The 15350-nt window shown below is 48.1% G+C and carries 16 protein-coding genes; all 16 read right to left on the reverse strand.

The features are described from left to right. Position 1 precedes the first annotated feature (1 nt). The 16 genes from rpsB to flhA all read right to left on the reverse strand — a co-directional run bounded on the left by rpsB (position 2) and on the right by flhA (position 15278). Positions 2 to 757: a 30S ribosomal protein S2 gene (gene rpsB, locus OCV96_RS01670; RefSeq protein WP_022153930.1), complete on the reverse strand. Its 756-nt coding sequence runs from the start codon at positions 755 to 757 to the stop codon at positions 2 to 4. 183 nt (positions 758 to 940) lie between these two features. Then, positions 941 to 1558: a hypothetical protein gene (locus OCV96_RS01675; RefSeq protein ID WP_262593349.1), complete on the reverse strand. Its 618-nt coding sequence runs from the start codon at positions 1556 to 1558 to the stop codon at positions 941 to 943. A 33-nt stretch (positions 1559 to 1591) separates the two neighbouring features. Continuing rightward, positions 1592 to 2260 (reverse strand): DUF6115 domain-containing protein, encoded by a 669-nt coding sequence (locus OCV96_RS01680; RefSeq protein ID WP_227064336.1) that lies wholly within the window; start codon positions 2258 to 2260, stop codon positions 1592 to 1594. Between the two features lie 20 nt (positions 2261 to 2280). Further along, a complete protein-coding gene (locus OCV96_RS01685) occupies positions 2281 to 2538 on the reverse strand; it encodes a hypothetical protein (RefSeq protein WP_117467239.1) in 258 nt (85 codons plus the stop codon). A 109-nt stretch (positions 2539 to 2647) separates the two neighbouring features. Then, positions 2648 to 4237 (reverse strand): flagellar assembly protein A, encoded by a 1590-nt coding sequence (locus OCV96_RS01690; protein WP_022313057.1) that lies wholly within the window; start codon positions 4235 to 4237, stop codon positions 2648 to 2650. Positions 4238 to 4290: 53 nt separating this feature from the next. Beyond that, positions 4291 to 5055, reverse strand: coding sequence for a FliA/WhiG family RNA polymerase sigma factor (locus OCV96_RS01695; RefSeq protein ID WP_022313058.1), 765 nt, complete (start codon positions 5053 to 5055; stop codon positions 4291 to 4293). After that, positions 5048 to 5344, reverse strand: a complete 297-nt coding sequence (locus OCV96_RS01700; protein ID WP_022313059.1) for a hypothetical protein — start codon at positions 5342 to 5344, stop codon at positions 5048 to 5050. The genes OCV96_RS01695 and OCV96_RS01700 overlap by 8 nt, the downstream gene beginning before the upstream one ends. Positions 5345 to 5369: 25 nt before the next feature. Next, on the reverse strand, positions 5370 to 5858 hold the full coding sequence (locus OCV96_RS01705) for a chemotaxis protein CheD (RefSeq protein WP_022313060.1): 489 nt from the start codon (positions 5856 to 5858) through the stop codon (positions 5370 to 5372). Positions 5859 to 5887: 29 nt separating this feature from the next. Beyond that, positions 5888 to 6508, reverse strand: a complete 621-nt coding sequence (locus tag OCV96_RS01710; protein ID WP_022313061.1) for a chemotaxis protein CheC — start codon at positions 6506 to 6508, stop codon at positions 5888 to 5890. A 13-nt stretch (positions 6509 to 6521) separates the two neighbouring features. Next, positions 6522 to 7013 carry a chemotaxis protein CheW gene (locus OCV96_RS01715; RefSeq protein WP_022313062.1) on the reverse strand — a complete coding sequence of 164 codons (492 nt, stop codon included), beginning with the start codon at positions 7011 to 7013 and terminating at the stop codon, positions 6522 to 6524. 17 nt (positions 7014 to 7030) lie between these two features. Further along, positions 7031 to 9139: a chemotaxis protein CheA gene (locus OCV96_RS01720; RefSeq protein ID WP_118537277.1), complete on the reverse strand. Its 2109-nt coding sequence runs from the start codon at positions 9137 to 9139 to the stop codon at positions 7031 to 7033. Between the two features lie 54 nt (positions 9140 to 9193). Beyond that, positions 9194 to 10276, reverse strand: coding sequence for a chemotaxis-specific protein-glutamate methyltransferase CheB (cheB, locus tag OCV96_RS01725; RefSeq protein WP_118502498.1), 1083 nt, complete (start codon positions 10274 to 10276; stop codon positions 9194 to 9196). Then, complete coding sequence (locus OCV96_RS01730) at positions 10276 to 11007, reverse strand: flagellar brake protein (protein WP_117467252.1); 732 nt, start codon at positions 11005 to 11007, stop codon at positions 10276 to 10278. Before OCV96_RS01730 ends, cheB begins: the two co-directional genes overlap by 1 nt. Positions 11008 to 11022: 15 nt before the next feature. Further along, entirely contained in the window at positions 11023 to 11925 is a 903-nt protein-coding gene (locus OCV96_RS01735) for a MinD/ParA family protein (protein ID WP_118537278.1), read from the reverse strand. A gap of 39 nt (positions 11926 to 11964) precedes the next feature. Then, the gene (flhF, locus tag OCV96_RS01740; RefSeq protein WP_118537279.1) at positions 11965 to 13203 is read right to left on the reverse strand and encodes a flagellar biosynthesis GTPase FlhF; all 1239 of its coding nucleotides are present in this window, start codon (positions 13201 to 13203) and stop codon (positions 11965 to 11967) included. A 41-nt stretch (positions 13204 to 13244) separates the two neighbouring features. After that, entirely contained in the window at positions 13245 to 15278 is a 2034-nt protein-coding gene (flhA, locus tag OCV96_RS01745) for a flagellar biosynthesis protein FlhA (RefSeq protein ID WP_237963477.1), read from the reverse strand. Positions 15279 to 15350: the final 72 nt, after the last annotated feature.

Here is a 15350-nt window from a genome sequence, read left to right on the forward strand (position 1 = left end):
ATTATTCAGCGTCAGCTGCAACCTCTTCGATATCCTCAGCCTCGGTAGCAACGTCAGCGTCACTGTATACAGCTTCGCCCTGCTTTGCTTCGATCACAGCATCAGCCATCTTGGAAACGATCAGCTTAACGGCTCTGATAGCGTCATCATTACCGGGGATGATGTAATCCAGCTCTTCAGGATCACAGTTGGTATCACCGATACCAATCAGAGTGATGCCCAGTGCATGAGCTTCCTGTACGCAGATTCTCTCCTTCTTGGGATCTACAACGAAGATAGCGTCGGGAACTCTGGTCATGTTCTTGATACCGCCCAGGTTCTTCTCCAGCTTCTCCCATTCTTTCTTTAACTGAATAACTTCCTTCTTAGGCAGTACATCGAAAGTACCGTCCTGAGACATGGTCTCGATTGCATGCAGTCTTGCGATACGGGACTGGATGGTTCTGAAGTTGGTCAGCATACCACCCAACCATCTCTCGTTTACATAGTACATACCACAACGCTCAGCCTCAACCTTTACAGCGTCCTGTGCCTGCTTCTTGGTACCAACGAACAGAATAGTGCCACCCTGTGCGGCGATCTCGGATACTGCCTTGTAAGCCTCGTCAACCTTTACAACGGACTTCTGCAGGTCGATGATGTGGATACCGTTTCTCTCGGTGAAGATGTAAGGAGCCATCTTAGGGTTCCATCTTCTGGTCTGATGTCCAAAATGAACACCTGCTTCAAGTAACTGCTTCATAGAAATAACGCTCATGTCTTTACCTCCATTTGGTTAAAATCTTCCGCATTTCTTTTCTGCCGGGACGCGTTAAGAACCCGGTTAGCTCTGGCGAAGACCTCTGCATTTTGGCAGGAGCACCATCGTCAAATCGAAAGGCGTGTTTTTTGTCACAACAGTGCGATTATAACATAGGAAAACCCCTATGACAAGGGGTTTTTAATGTTTTCCTGTGATTATTTTAGCAATTTCCTCTTCGGAAGTCCCGGGAGCGATCTCATATGTGCCGGGATTGATACTGCGGCTGTAGCCGTTGTTGCATAAATAATTGTCAAATGCCTTTGCATTCTCCACCAGTCCGGCCTCATAGAGCCGTCTGCTGGCACTGCCGGAATCATCGCCTCTCTGGATTGTTATGCTGGCGGTCTGTGTCCGCTGTGGTGCTTCGGTTACTTCCGGCTCTGCGGTTGTCTCCGGTCCCGCCGTCTTCTCAGGCTCTGTTGTAGCTTCCGATTCCTGAGTTGTCTCCGGTTCCACCGTAGCCTGTGTCTCTGCGGGAACCGTGGTCTCCGGTTCCGCTTCTATATTGTTCTGTTCCTGTGTCTGTGTGGTTTCCTCCGGTGTGCCTTCCGTCGGCTGTTTTGCACTGTTTTGCAGTGCCGCCAGCGTCAATTCACTGCTGTCCACCATTCCAAGTTCTGCCGCACGCTCTCTGATCTGGTCATCCGTCATGATCTGGGATGTCTGATCCTGCCGGTTGGAAAAACTGATTCCCAGGATCAATGCCGTCACGATCATACCGATTCCGAGACCTCGCAGATAATATTTTAATTTCATCGATATCTCCGTCCTTAATTCACACGATTACTGTCAGGCCTTATACAGGTCGATCACAAGCTTTACTTCACCGACACCCAGCCCCAGTTCCTTGGCAATCGCCACTGTGGATTTGCCCTGTCTGTGCATTTCCAGAATCTTCTCGTTATTGTTCTGACCTTCTTCTGCAGTCTCCCCCATGAATCCGATCTCCGGGGAGCCGGACGGCTCTATCGTCTCTGCCGGTTCCTGTACTTCTATCAGCTGTTCTTCCGTCACATTCTCCTTCTGTGTCTTCACGTTCTCTTCCGCTTTGACCTTAGCCTTGTCTTCTGCCGCCTTCACTGCCTTATCCATTTTGGATACGGTATCTTTGATATTGGCATGCTTATTGTTCAGCATATCGTATAAAAACATGGCTTCCTCATGGTTCTTGTGAATCTCCTGCAATACCGTATCGGAATATTCACTCACTGCCATGATCTTTTCATTGGTCAGACGTTCCAGGGAACGTTCCGCCTTCTCCAGCGCATCTTCCGAGGTCTCGACCATTTTATCCTGCATCTGACTGCGAACTGTCTGCATTTCTTCTTCCATAAGACCTTTGATCTCTTCTTTTGCTGCTTCTTTATTGATTCCGCTTTCTTTTCCGGAAGGCAATAAAAAACTTCCTATAAATATTACGATTCCTGCAATCAGCAGAACCACTTCTAATATACCCATACTGCTTTTCCTTTGTATTCTCAGATCTTAATGTCAAATCCCTGATGCTGTTTCGTCACCACCACACCATCTTTTTCGGAATTTTCTTTTTTCCGGTGTTTACCACCGTTACCGGCATACTCATTCTTTCCTTTTTCCTTGGCATCATACTGCCCCGTATACCAGTCTGCATTATCACTGCTGTGCACTTCTCTGGTCCGCTGTTCACTCTGTTTCTGTGCATGCTCTCCCAGCGTCATCTGTTGAAATGCACCCTTATTGTCTTCATTCTGCTTCATCGTCGTGTAATCCTGCGTTCGCGGGATCGACGCAACCTCCAAAGATCCAAACGACATAAGACATTCCTCTTTTCTGCCATTTTCTGTTCCTGCAACAATCTGCTGCCGGTTACAGTGGTGTGGACTTCACATCTCCGTCAATGCGCTCGAACCGGCAATAATGATAGGTACTCTTCACCTGCATGGAAGAATCTCCGATGATGATCGTAGTACCCGGGTACACTTCTCCCCGTACCTGCACCATGGCCCGCTCCTGCGGATTGAACTCCAGCTGCAGTTCCTGCATACGCCGGTTCTTTTCCTCCAGACTCTTATTGAGTGTCTCCATGGAAGCTGCAGTGTTTCTGAGATAGTTGATCTGATCCGGTGTAAAACGGACTCCCTTGCTCTTTTTTTCTGCAAAATTCGCAAGGATCGGCTGCAGACTGCGGATATTCTTCACAATCTCGGAGACTTCCTTCTGCATCTTCATATATTCTGCCTTTTTCTCCGGATCCACACCAACTTCCACTACCGTCGGCGCTCCCAGCATTGCCCCCAGCGTCTTAACCTCTATCTTCTGTCCGGCACGTACATGACCGCCGGTGATAAATCCTCGCTTGCCGGTTACCTGGATCTCTGTTGCCGCTATCACATTGCTGTGCAGGATCGACTCCGTGCTGACATAGCCTCCGGCACTGGCTGTAGCATTCTCCAGGAATTTTGCCACAATATTGCCCCCAGCTTTCAGCGTACCCTTTGCCATACCATTCATTCCGCGGGCAATGATGATATTGCCCCCAGCCTCAATGTAGGCACCTTCCACGACACCGCTTATGATCACATTGCCGCCTGCCCGGATGACGAAATTGGAGGAAACATTGCCATTTACCTGTACGCTTCCCTCAAAATCAATATTTCCGGTAGATAAATCCACGTTTTCCACTTCGTAAACATCCGATACAAACACCTTTCCCTCTACCAGGGAAACATGTCCGTCTACCAGGGAAGTGAGTCTTCTCCGGTCTTCGGAAATCTCTATATTATGACCGAACTCCAGATGGGCTTTTTTCACCTGTCTGGGCCGGATCTTGGCACCCTGTACGGTAGTTCCGTACTCTCCCTCGTCCTCCGGAATGACCTCTGCCAGCAGCTGTCCCTTTTTACAGGGGTTGATCATGTTCAGATGGAAATAATCCACCGTTCCGTCATCTTTTAACGTCGGCTGTGCATGGACATCCGTATTAAAATAATATTTGATATAGGCGTCTGTGCCATGTCTGGGTTCTTTTCCCCGGGCCACTACCAGATCGGTGCAATAAATTCCGTCAGACATAAAATGATCCTGCAGAACACTCATCTGGATTCCATAGACAATATTCCGGAACCGGAGATCTTTGATCACACTGTCCATTGTTGCCCGTTTCCCGGTCTGTGAAGCCGGATAGAACCGTACGATTGCCTGCAAATTGTCCTCACTGACTTCTATACGACAGGATTCCTCGATTTCCGGACAATCCTTTCGTTCCAGAAAGCAGACCGCGTCTTCTTCTGCGAGTATCGCCTTTTTAATGGACATGGAATCATAAGGTATGGATTGTCTGTCCAGATAATCCATTACCTCCTGCAGTCTTACGTCCTCTCCTCCATCCTTGGGTTGGAAGATCTGTAATCCATAACCTCCCGGTGTTCTCACCACTTGAAAATAGCCATTCTGCATACGCCTTTTCCTCTGCCTTCCCATCCCGCATTCCATTACGGGTCAACGAGGTTCTACAAAAGTCCCATGTAGTCTCCCATTTTTGTCTTCATTTTCTGTAAAGCACGGGTATGTAGCTGGGATACCCTGGACTCCGACACCTCCAGAATGTTACTGATTTCCTTCAATGTCAGATCCTCATAATAATATAGCGTAACTACTTTCTTTTCCTTTTCCGTCAGAAGTTCCAGTGCTTCTCCCAGAACCTTGGTCAGTTCTTCTTTTTCCACACTTTCTTCCGGACCATCAAAACGTGCTGTCATATGTCTGCTATAATCCTGTGAGACATCACTTCCCTGATCCATATACTCGTTCAGGGATATCAGGCCGGTGATCTTCATCTGGGACTGCCAGTCCAGATATTCCTCTGAAGAAATTCCCAGTCCCGCTGCAATGTCTTCATCCGTTGCACTGCGTCCCGTGGTCTGTTCCACTTCCTTGATGACCGCGTCGATCTTCTTCTGCCGTTGTCTTATCGTTCGGGGAATCCAGTCCATTTTACGGATCTGGTCCAGAATGGCTCCCCGGATCCTCAGACTGGCATAAGTCTCAAACTTTACCTCTTTGAGGCAGTCGAACTTGTCAATGGCATCAATCAGTCCAAAAATCCCGTAACTGACCAGGTCTTCGTAATCCACATTATAGCCCAGATACATACTCAGCCGTCCCGCTACTGCCTTGACTAGCGGAGCATACTCCAGTATCAACTGTTCTCTGGTCTCCGGTCGTTTATTAGCAGCATATTCTTCTAATAACCTTTTCTTACCGGCTTCATCCATTCGAATCGCTTACACCCTTCTGCGCTGTGTCCTCCTGTGACCCAGCAGCTTCTTCCTCTTGTAAAGCCTTCTCTTTTTCTTCCTGCTCCTGTTTTGCCTTCTCTTCATTCTGTCTGTCGAACCGGTCCAGCAACAGCCGGATCACACTTCCCAGACAATAAAACAGCAGCATAACAGTAAAAAGTGCCACAAGACTTGCCAGTAACGAATAACTTCTCACCAGCGTTACGATCCAGGTACACGCACCTGCGATCAGCATCAAAAGCAATGGCATATTCTTTCTGTTCATAATTTACCCATCCGGTCATCCATCCTTAAATGATGGACTCACTCTTTCCTACCGCACGAATATGGAACTCTCCGGTCTCCGGATAAAAAGTTACGGTTCTTCCGTAATTCTTACCTGTATCCTGTGCCAAAATAGGAATACTGATCTCTTTCAGTTTCTTCTTCACAGCCTCCACGTTACGGTCCCCCACCTGCATCATGTCGTTTTTCCCCTGAAACGTGAACATAGTAGCTCCGCCAGCAATCTTGGCAACCATTCTCGCTTTTTTGGCTCCCAGCTTCTCCATCTGTCGTACCAGTTCATCGATTCCGGTATCTGCAAATTTTGCAATGTTCTGACTGCTGTTACGGATCGTAGTGCTGTCCGGCAGCATAATATGTGCCAGACCGCCTATTTTTGTCACCGGGTCGCGGATTGCGATTCCCACGCAGGAGCCCAGTCCCAGAGTTGTCACTCCATCTGGGCTTACACAGGTCTTCAGGTCCGCCATCCCTACTTTAATAATCTCGCTCATTCTGCTCCCCTTCTTCTGCGCTTCTGAATCTATGCTATAGGTATTCCCAAAGATGTCAGAATCTTCGGGTAGGATTCAATATCGGGAACCAGAATAAAATATCCGTCGATCTCAACTTCGTCATAAAACTGAGATTGTATCAGCAGAATCTTGTCTCCCAATGTTCCGAATTCAATGGCTGGAACACTGAGAATAGCTCCTGCCATATCCAGTGTCAGAGACGGTGGGGTAGGAATAATGGTCAGATTCGTCATCATGGACAGGGAATTCAGGTAAGCTCCCGTAATAATGTTGCCGATCTCCTGCATGGCAGAAAATTCGATCTCGGAGAACCCTTCCTGCTGTACCATGTCTCCCATGATCTTATGGAGAAGATGCTTGGCGCTGCCCTGTTCTACCAGAAACATCATGCTGCCGGTGATATCTCCTTCCACTCCCAGGAAGACACCGACCATTACCTGCTCTTCTCCTCCCATCAATGCTCCTACTTCGTTGAAATCCAAAAGCTTTACCTGCGGTACCTTCATATCTACCTTACAGTTCAGCATCTGGGAGAGTGCTGTCATAGCGTTGCCCGCTCCAATGTTGCCAATTTCTTTTAAAACGTCCAGATATGTTTCCGAAACTTTCTCTAAACTCAGATCTCCCATGGATCAGTCTCCTTTATGCATTTTCCTCCAATGTGATGGAATTCAGATCCAACAGAGAGATCAGTTCCCCATTGTGTTTGCCTACACCTGTAATAAAGCTCTTTTTGCTCTCAGCGGTATTCTGTGATAATTTCTCAATCTCACTGCTTCCCAGAGTCACTACTTCTCTTACTTCATCCACAATGATTCCTACACTGCCCTGCTGTTCCTGCTTCAGAATGATGATTCTGGTAGCACGGGTCAGTTCGTCTGCCTCCAGTCCCATCTTCACGCGAAGACTCATGACCGGCAGAACCTCACCACGCAGATTGATGACACCTTTTAAATATGCGGGTACCTTGGGCACTCTGGTGATATGCTGCATTCTTACAATATTGTCAATGTATCGGATATCGATGCCGTACTGCTCATCTCCGAGGCGGATCACAATATACTGGAAAAAATCCTCCTCAACTTTACGCTCGTCTCCGGCCTTTAAAGTTTCTTTCATGCTAAGTTCTTCCATAACTGTCATCTCCCTCCTTACAGTAATGCGTTGGCATCCAGGATCAGTGCTACTTCGCCGTCACCAAGGATCGTTGCACCACTGATGAATTTGCACTGCTTGATGTATTTGCCAAGAGACTTTATAACGATCTCCTGCTGTCCGATCAGTTCGTCGATAACCAGACCTGCCATCTTATCGCCCTTCTTGACAATGACAACGATCAGGTTGTCCTCAGGGGATCTGGTACTCTCTACATCCAGTACCTCGGTCAGACGGATCAGAGGAATCACGGTTCCTCTCAAGTTGATCACTTCTTTGTTCTCTACCAGTTTGATATCGTTGGGAGAGATATCTTCGATCGTCTGGATGGATCCCAGAGAGATCGCATATTTTTCTCCTCCTACGACTACCATCAGTGCCTGGATAATTGCAAGGGTCAGAGGCAGTCGAATGGTCCAGGTACTTCCCTCTCCCCACTTGGATTTCACTTCCACTTCACCGCTTAAGGATTCGATCTTGGACTTAACAACATCCAGACCTACACCTCTGCCGGAAACGTCGGTCACCTTCTCAGAAGTAGAGAATCCAGGCTGGAACAGCAGGTTGATAATATCCTTCTCAGACATATTAGCAGCCTGCTCCGTGGTTACCAGATTACGTTCGATTGCTTTATTCTTAACAGCTTCTACATCAATACCGTTACCATCATCCCTTACTTCGATGACTACGTTATTACCATCCTGATAAGCATCCAGGAAGATAGATCCCTGTTCCGGCTTGCCACGCTGTGCACGTACCTCTGCGGATTCCAGACCATGGTCTGCGGAATTACGAAGCAGATGCATCAGAGGATCTCCGATCTCGTCTACTACGGTACGATCCAGTTCGGTCTCTTCACCACTCATATACAATTCCATCTTCTTGTCCAGCTTCTTGGACAGATCACGGATCATTCTGGGGAACTTCACAACAACGCTCTCAATAGGTACCATTCGTACCTTCATTACAGATTCATGAAGGTTCGTGGTTACGTTTTCCAGATACTCGATCTGCTCATTGAATGCGGAATTATTGCCCTGGTCATTGCTGGACGCAGCTACCAGAGAGTTCTTGGCAATGATCAGCTCACTTACCAGATTCATCAGCGAATCCAGTTTTTCAATATCTACACGCACGGTACGGTTGACGACCGGCTTATTGGCGGGTTTCTTTTCCGGTGCCTTGGCTGCGGCTACAGGCTTCTTTTCTTCCTTCTTGGGCTGTTCTGCAGCCTTGACCTCTGCCACTGCTTCCTTCTTCTCTTCTGCGGGTTCGATTGCTTCCTCTTCCGCATGGTAATTCTTGGTCTTCTCCAGTTCCAGTACCGCACCGGTTACCTGTGCGATCTCAGATACGCTCTCTGCGGACTTGATAATATCATCCAGAGAGTAATCAGACAGAACGATCAGTGTGAAGTCCTTGTCGAACTTCTCATCCTCTACATCCTGTGCGCTGGGCATGGATACGATGATCTCACCTTTTTCCTCCACGGCCTTGAATACCAGGAATGCTCTTGCGGCCTTCAGGATACAGCTTTCCTGTACCACTACATTGATGCCGTATACATTTTTACCCTGCTTCATAGCCTCTTTGATCACACGGATCTGGCTGTCATCAAAAGCAATGTCATTCCATTTTTCACCACCGTCTGCGCCGGATTCAGCTGCAGGTGCTGTGGCAGTGGGAGCCTCTTCCTTGGCAGCGGGAGCCTCCTCCGTCTTGCCATCGTTTAAAATATCATTCAAGGCCTTGATCAGATTCTCATTGTCGTTGGTTCCCTCATCAGAGGTCTCCTGAATATTGTTCTTGTACTCTTCCAGAGCATCCAGACACTGGAACAATACATCAATCATTTCCGGTTTTACTTTAATATTGCCGTTACGTACTTCCGAGAACACATTCTCCATGTCATGGGTCAGGTTCTGCATACGCTTGTAGCCCATGGTTCCTGCCATTCCTTTCAGGGAATGCGCGGCACGGAATATCTCATTGATATTGTCCATGTTTTCAGGATCTGACTCCAGTTCCAGAATCTGTGTGTTCAAGTTCTGCAGATGTTCATTTGTTTCATCCAGAAAAATTTCAAGATATTGGCTTACGTCCATCTCTTCCTCCATTCTGCCGGTCACGGTATTGCCGGAAACGGCATATATTGCTTGCTACTTTACTACTCCTACATGCAGTATGATCTCCTGGGCGATCTGATCTAACGGTACTACCTGATCTGCCAGCCCGGCTGCGATGATACTCTTAGGCATTCCAAATACTACGCTGGTATCCTGATCCTGTGCGATCACATAGGACTTTTTGGAAGCTTTCAGTTTCCCGATTCCTTCCGTTCCGTCCGCTCCCATTCCCGTCATAACGGCACAGACTACCGAATCAAAGCGGCTGGTCTGCAGGGACTCATACATATAATTGGCACAGGGTCTGACACCTTCCCTGTAAGGTTCCTCCGACAGATGCAGCGTATGGCGTCCAGCCGGGGATGTGACAACATTAAGGTGTTTGCCGCCCATGGCGATGTAGACCCATCCCTTTTTCAGTTCTTCTCCCTCTGCTGCTTCCTTTACATGAAGCTGGCTCAAATTATCCAGCCGTTCTGCAAGGGATGCTGTGAATCCCACAGGCATATGCTGTACTACCAGCACCGGTGCATCCAGATTCGCCGGCAATAAGGGAATCACCGACTGGAGAGATTTCGGGCCTCCTGTGGAACTGGCAATGGCTACGACCTTGCTGCCCGACACGCTGACCGGATGATGATTGATGATCTTCATCATCTCTTTTACCGTGCCTTTTTCCTCGGTAAGCTTCGCTTCCTCGGCAAATACCGGCAGTTTGCTGTTCGCTACCACATTCAGTGTCCGCAGGAATTCTCTGCGGAAATTCTCACCACGACAGTCTACTGCGCTGTCCGGCTTATGTACAAAATCCAACGCTCCCAGTTCCAGAGCATCCAGAGTGGTTCTGGCGCCTTCCTTCGTATCGGTGCTGGCCATCATCACACGGGCGGGAATCTTGTATTTACGCAGCTCCTGTAAAAGCTGCAGGCCGTTCATACGCGGCATATTCACATCCAGGACAACTGCGTCGTAACTGTTTCGGCTCAACAGATCGAATGCTTCCAATCCGTCTTTTGCCCGGTCAGCCACCTGGAACCTTATGTCAGTATCTATTATATCACACAGCACTCTTCTCATGAGTGCAGAATCATCAACAACCAGTATTTTTTTTGGCATTAGTCCAATCTCTCCTTTTTACGACTCTTACGCTCTTCTTCAAAAATAAAGCGGATGATTTCTTCTCTTGTATTTACGTCCAGGTTATAGTACTGTACCCGGTGTTCGAACGTCCCCTTGCGTTTCTCCAGTTCTCTTACCGCCAGTACTTTGCCTACCACCTCGTACTTTTTCTGTTCTCCGTCTTTCACCAGATGATAACTGCACAGGATCAGACTGCCGGGTTCATATCGCTGGGTAGACACAAATCGCAGTCCTCCGCCGCTGATGTCCACGATCACGCTGTGTTTCAAAGGAAGTCCCGGCTGCAGTTCATAAGGAGAATTTTTCTCCAGTGCCTGGATCTCTTCTTCCTCCAGATTTCTGGCACACATATCCAGTGCGCAGCTGAAACGATAATATTCTCTTCTCTGATATTTCCGCAGATTGCTGGTCAGTTCCATGACCAGCACATATACGTTGTTGCTTTTGTACCGGTCTATGATCCTTGCAAAGCACTGGTACAGGCTGTTCTCCTCGAAAAAGATCATGTCGTATTCCGAGTCCACCGGCAAAAGTATCAGTCTGGTCTGCTCCATGGGCATGGAGATCTCCAGGGTATCCTCCGACAGAATCTGCAGCACCCGGCTCTGGTACACCTTTGCCGTGCTTTCTGCTCCCTTTTCCTCCAACCCCCGCTGCAATGCGCGGAGCTCTATTTTCGATCCTTCTTCCACAAATCTGGATAACATAAGTTCATACCTCTCTTATCTGGACTGTTTTGTAGCTCCATTTCTCGTACCTATAATGTGAGAAAAAAATGCTGCCATTCCGCGCCTGGGCTGCTGCTCCTGCGCTGTATCGTCTTCTTTTTCGCACATTCTCTCTGCGATTCTCTGATAAGCCTGGCTTGCCTTTGCTCCCGGATTCTGTATGGATACGGGTACCTGCTGCATCACCGCCTGCATGACCTGAGGATCCTGAGGTACACATCCCATATAAGTCATGGGAATTTTCAGGTATCTGGTCACGACTGCATTCAGCTTGTCAAACAGTACCTGGCCTTCCTTGATATTACTTACCCGGTTGGCCACCATCATCACCTTCGTGAAATCCTCCTGGAATCTCGGATGTCTGTACAGTGCCTTCAGCAGAGAATAGGAATCCGTGATGGAAGTAGGCTCCGGTGTGGTCACCAGCAGCACTTCCCCGCTGGCCACCAGAAATTCCAACACACTGTCAGAGATTCCCGCTCCGGTATCCACGATAATGATATCCGTCAGGGCATCCAGCTCCGCCAGATTCTGTATGATACAGGTCAGGGCATCTTTTCCCAGATTGGACATCCCGGCAATTCCCGAACCACCAGAAATAAATCCCACTTCCATAGGGCCCCAGGTAATGATATCACTGATGCTCTTGCCCTCGTAAACCAGATCACACAGGTTGTGCTTCGGTATTGCTCCGAACATGATCTCGATGTTCGCCAGCCCGAAATCAGCATCCAGAATGATCACCCGTTTGCCCATTTTGCGGAATTGAATTGCCAGATTGATGGACATATTGGATTTTCCCACGCCACCCTTGCCGGAAGTAACGGTAATGACTCTTGCAGTAGGTCGTATTTGGTTATTTGCTTTAATGATCCTTAGCTGTTCCGCCTGATCCATTTTCACGCGCCTTTCTGTTAAAGCTTTCTTCCTTCCTCTCTATTCCTTACCTCCGAGGATCTGTTTCACCGTCTTCTGAGGATTGAACATTTCCATGTCATCCGGAACGTTTTGACCACAGGTCACATATGCGATCGGTGCATCCGTATAAAGCTTTATGTTCAGCAGATTCCCCACTGCTTCTGTTTCATCCAACTTTGTAAAAATCAACTCAAACTTTGCGATCTTTCCGTAACAGTCTGCGATCTTCTGGAGATCCCTGTATTTTGTGGTAGCACTTAATACCAGAAATACCTGATAGTCCTCCGGTCTCTTCAGTCCACCCACCATTTCCTTCATTTTCTCCAACTGTTCCGCATTCTGGTGCGATCTCCCCGCTGTATCGATAAAAATATAATCACAGTCCCAGTAATCATCAATGGCGGTCTGCAACTCCTCCGGTGTATAGATCACGCGGAAAGGTGTCTCCAGAATATTGGCATAGGTCCGCAACTGCTCCGCTGCCGCAATACGATAGGTATCTGCCGTAAGGAGAGCCACCTTTTTCTTGTCTTCCACACAATATTTTCCTGCCAGTTTGGCGATGGTAGTCGTCTTACCCACACCGGTAGGTCCGATGAACCATACGATTCTCGGTCCGTCCTCCGCCGGAGTGATTCCTTCGGATTTTCCGAATTTCAACACCATCTTCTGATAAATATTCGCCAGTAGATAATCAAAGGGAAGATCCGCTTTCTTTGTCTTGGAAGCATCCTCCAGAATACTGTTGACATATTTTTCATCCATCTCATTATCCAGCATTTTGTTATACAGCAGACGGATGAACTTATCCTGCTCCGGATTCTGCTCGTCCTCTTTTTCTTCCTGCTTTTCCACTGCTGCTTCCGCTTCACTGTCCAAAGCTTCTTTCTGTGCTTCCGCTGCCTTCTCCGTATTTGCATCTACCGGTCTGCTGTTTAACTGACTTTCCAAAAGCGTCTGCAGACTATCCAGCTTTTTTTCTATATTTTCCGTGCTGTTTTTCATCGATACAGTCTTCGCCGTACCTACACCTGCCCCGGAAGCTTCCGTACGATTCAGACTGTTTACCACAGATCTCTGTGGGGACTCATCCTCCAGCGCAGCGGTCACCTCGATCTGCTTCGGTGACAGAAAAGAGAACAGCCCTTTCTTTTTCACTTCACGGACATTCATGATCACCAGTCCGTTTCCCAATTCTTTTTTCGCAGCCTCTGTTGCCTCTGCTTCTGTTTTCCCGGTAAATTTCTTAATTATCATACTGTTCCTCGTTCCTGTGTCGGTTCAATGCGCTTAATATCTTAAGCTGTGACCATACCCACAGACTGCAATTCCACATTCGATTCTACTTCGTTGTAAGACACTACGACCAGATCCGGATAATAATCTTCGGTCAGCCGCTTGAAATACATTCTTACGATCGGTGATGTCATGATAATGGGGGTCTTTCCCATGTTTTCCAGCTTTTTGATCTCTTCTCCCACCGCATTGAGAATTGCTTTGCTTCTGGCGGGATCCAGATTCAGGAAAGCTCCTGTCTCTGTCTGTTTTACGCTTCCCATGACTTCCTGCTCGATCTTTGGATCCAGCGTCAGCACACTGGTAGTCTCGTGGGAAGGGAAATACTTGGTGGAGATTGCTCTCTTTAAGCTCTGTCTCACATACTCCGTCAGGATATCGGTATCCCTTGTCGTCGGTGCATAATCCGCCAGAGTCTCCAGAATCGTCAGCAGATCCCGGATGGAGATTCCCTCCCGCAACAGATTCTGCAATACTTTCTGGATCTCGCCCAGTCCCAACAACTTTGGTACCAGCTCGTCCACCAGAGAAGGATTGTTCTCTTTTACATTGTTGATAAGGTTCTGTACATCCTGTCTGGTCAGCAGCTCCGCAATGTGCTGGCGGATGATCTCCGTCAGATGCGTAGCGATGATGGAAGGGGGATCTACTACCGTGTAGCCCAGGCTCTCCGCCCGCTCTCTCTGACCTTCCGTGATCCAGATAGCCGGCAGATGGAAGGAAGGCTCGAACGTGGGGATACCCGTAATCTCCTCTTCCACATAACCGGGATTCATTGCCATATAATGGTCAAACAGGATTTCTCCCTCACTGACCTGAATACCTTTGATCTTGATGATATACTGATTCGGATTCAGCTGAATATTATCACGCAAACGGATAATAGGCACCACCGTACCAAGTTCCAGCGCAATCTGTCTTCGGATCATAACCACGCGATCCAACAGGTCACCGCCCTGGTTCACATCCGCCAGAGGAATAATACCGTAACCGAATTCCAGCTCGATGGGATCCACCTGCAACAGACTGTTGACATTTTCCGGCTGCCGGATCTCCTCCGCCGCAGCTTCCTCACTGTCTACCTCCTGTTCGATCTGTGCTGTCTCGATCGTGCCCTCGATATTTCTTGCCACGATGATAAACACCAGTCCCAATCCCACGAACAGGATCGTGTTCAATTCTGTCACGAATCCCAGGATTGCCAGCATGGCTCCCACCAGGTACAGACCCTTGGGTACACCGAACAACTGGCTTACCAGTGTCGTACCGAAGTCAGCATCCTTGCTTCCCTTGGTCACCAGAATACCGGTGGACAGTGAGATCAACAGGGAGGGGATCTGGCTTACCAGACCGTCACCGATAGTCAGGATAGCGTATTTATTCAGAGCGCTGGTAATATCCATGCCTTGTCTCGTCATTCCCATGATGATACCACCCACAATATTGATGGTGGTGATCAGAAGACCCGCAACCGCATCTCCTTTTACATATTTTACGGCACCATCCATGGAACCGAAAAAGCTTGCCTCTTCCTGGATTTTCTCTCTTCTCTTCTTTGCTTCCGCATCTGTAATGGCTCCGGTGTTCAGATCCGCATCAATAGCCATCTGCTTACCGGGCATTGCATCCAGGGTAAATCTCGCTGTTACTTCAGATACACGCTCTGAACCTTTGTTGATGACCATAAACTGGATCAGGATCAGAATGATGAAGATAATGACACCGATGACCAGATCACCGCCACCTACGAACTCACCGAAAGTTTCTACGACATTACCTGCATTGCCGTCTCTTAGGATCAGACGGGTGGATGAGGTATTCAGCGCAATACGGAAGATCGTGGTAAACAGCAGCATCGTAGGGAAGAAGGACATATCCAGAACTTCCTTACTGAACATCGTGGCGAACAGGATTGTCAGCGCCACGGAAATATTAATTGCTAACAGAATATCCAGCAGCCAGGAGGGAATCGGCACAATAAACATGATAATGGCAGCCATGATATAAATTGCTACCGCCACATCCGCTTTTTTCATTTTCATCTGTGCCTGACCTCCTTTCTCTTTTTGTGTATTTTCATCTTTTTGCTAATGTTTCTATTTCTTCTC

It is taken from the genome of Waltera acetigignens, assembly GCF_025567015.1.
Classification (GTDB): domain Bacteria; phylum Bacillota; class Clostridia; order Lachnospirales; family Lachnospiraceae; genus Acetatifactor; species Acetatifactor acetigignens.

Coding starts and splice junctions, on each gene's coding strand:
- OCV96_RS01735 (WP_118537278.1), bottom strand. CDS start 11,925: ATGGATCAGGCGGAACAGCTAAGGATCATTAAAGCAAATAACCAAATA.
- OCV96_RS01675 (WP_262593349.1), bottom strand. CDS start 1,558: ATGAAATTAAAATATTATCTGCGAGGTCTCGGAATCGGTATGATCGTG.
- OCV96_RS01715 (WP_022313062.1), bottom strand. CDS start 7,013: ATGGAAGAACTTAGCATGAAAGAAACTTTAAAGGCCGGAGACGAGCGT.
- OCV96_RS01700 (WP_022313059.1), bottom strand. CDS start 5,344: ATGAACAGAAAGAATATGCCATTGCTTTTGATGCTGATCGCAGGTGCG.
- OCV96_RS01710 (WP_022313061.1), bottom strand. CDS start 6,508: ATGGGAGATCTGAGTTTAGAGAAAGTTTCGGAAACATATCTGGACGTT.
- rpsB (WP_022153930.1), bottom strand. CDS start 757: ATGAGCGTTATTTCTATGAAGCAGTTACTTGAAGCAGGTGTTCATTTT.
- OCV96_RS01690 (WP_022313057.1), bottom strand. CDS start 4,237: ATGCAGAATGGCTATTTTCAAGTGGTGAGAACACCGGGAGGTTATGGA.
- flhA (WP_237963477.1), bottom strand. CDS start 15,278: ATGAAAAAAGCGGATGTGGCGGTAGCAATTTATATCATGGCTGCCATT.
- flhF (WP_118537279.1), bottom strand. CDS start 13,203: ATGATAATTAAGAAATTTACCGGGAAAACAGAAGCAGAGGCAACAGAG.
- OCV96_RS01730 (WP_117467252.1), bottom strand. CDS start 11,007: ATGTTATCCAGATTTGTGGAAGAAGGATCGAAAATAGAGCTCCGCGCA.
- OCV96_RS01705 (WP_022313060.1), bottom strand. CDS start 5,858: ATGAGCGAGATTATTAAAGTAGGGATGGCGGACCTGAAGACCTGTGTA.
- OCV96_RS01685 (WP_117467239.1), bottom strand. CDS start 2,538: ATGAAGCAGAATGAAGACAATAAGGGTGCATTTCAACAGATGACGCTG.
- OCV96_RS01680 (WP_227064336.1), bottom strand. CDS start 2,260: ATGGGTATATTAGAAGTGGTTCTGCTGATTGCAGGAATCGTAATATTT.
- OCV96_RS01720 (WP_118537277.1), bottom strand. CDS start 9,139: ATGGACGTAAGCCAATATCTTGAAATTTTTCTGGATGAAACAAATGAA.
- OCV96_RS01695 (WP_022313058.1), bottom strand. CDS start 5,055: ATGGATGAAGCCGGTAAGAAAAGGTTATTAGAAGAATATGCTGCTAAT.
- cheB (WP_118502498.1), bottom strand. CDS start 10,276: ATGCCAAAAAAAATACTGGTTGTTGATGATTCTGCACTCATGAGAAGA.